The organism is Lysinibacillus sp., assembly GCF_032093475.1.
Taxonomy (GTDB): domain Bacteria; phylum Bacillota; class Bacilli; order Bacillales_A; family Planococcaceae; genus Lysinibacillus; species Lysinibacillus irui.
Genome location: NZ_DAMDAY010000222.1, coordinates 1 through 1,170, shown reverse-complemented (window position 1 = coordinate 1,170; position 1,170 = coordinate 1). Strand labels below are relative to the sequence as shown.

At 40.3% G+C, this 1,170-nt stretch carries 1 protein-coding gene and 1 rRNA gene; one reads left to right on the top strand and one right to left on the bottom strand.

Features of this window, described 5'->3' with window-relative positions; genetic code table 11:
• Positions 1–856: AMP-binding protein (locus RT445_RS23620; RefSeq protein WP_313471765.1), on the top strand; the 856-nt coding region annotated here is incomplete at its 5' end.
• A 121-nt stretch (positions 857–977) separates the two neighbouring features.
• Here RT445_RS23620 and rrf read toward each other — a convergent pair.
• Positions 978–1,093 (bottom strand): 5S ribosomal RNA (gene rrf / locus RT445_RS23615).
• Positions 1,094–1,170: the final 77 nt, after the last annotated feature.

Sequence of the window (1,170 nt, the reverse complement as noted above, 5' to 3'; positions counted from 1 at the left end):
TTATCATGGTGGGTTTGATGCAAAGACATACCTTCAATTAATGCAAGAGGAAAAAATTAATGTCCTATGTTGTACACCGACTGAATATCGTATCATGGCGAAAATTGATAATCTACAAGACTATAATCTTTCCTCTCTCCGTAGTGCCGTTTCTGCTGGTGAACCATTAAATCGTCCAGTCATCGAAACCTTCATGAAGCATTTTGGACTTAAAGTACGAGATGGTTACGGGCAGACAGAAAATACATTATTAATTGGTACACTTGAAAACACTGAATTACGTCCAGGATCAATGGGTGTTCCAACACCAGGTAATATTGTACGTATTATCGACAATGAAGGTAATGAAGCACCGGTTGGCGAGGTTGGTGATATTGCCGTTCACAAATCCTCCCCTGCTCTATTTAAAGAATATTACAAGGAGCCTGAACGTACTCAAGCAGCATTCCGTGGTGATTGGTATATTACTGGTGATCAGGCAAAATGTGATGAGGATGGTTACTTCTGGTTTGAAGGTCGTGGAGATGACATTATTATTTCATCTGGTTATACCATCGGACCATTCGAGGTAGAGGATGCCTTAAACAAACATGAAGCTGTACAAGAGTGTGCAGTTGTTGCCGCGCCAGATGAAATTAGAGGGCATATTGTAAAGGCCTTTATTATTTTACGAGACGGCTTCAAGGCCCGTGATGAAGAAGAGTTAATAAAGGAGCTACAAGAGCATGTAAAAACGTTAACAGCGCCTTATAAATACCCTCGAAGTATTGTCTTTATTGATGAGTTACCGAAAACAACATCCGGGAAGATTCGCCGTATTGAACTTCGAGCTTCTACTGTTCATACGCATTCATAACAACATATTGAAAATAAAAAGGCGCTCCTTTTAAGGAACGCCTTTCTTACTATATATACAATTTTTTTATCAGCATAAATAAAAAAAGCCACTACTGAGTGTATCAGCAGCGACTTTTTGCGCCTAGCGACGTCCTACTCTCACAGGGGGAAGCCCCCAACTACCATCGGCGCTAAAGAGCTTAACTTCCGTGTTCGGTATGGGAACGGGTGTGACCTCTTTGCCATCATCACTAGACAGTTATTTAATTGAAAGATTGTTCTTTCAAAACTGGATAAACGGTGCATTGAATGCTTCAAACAATTTGGTTAAGT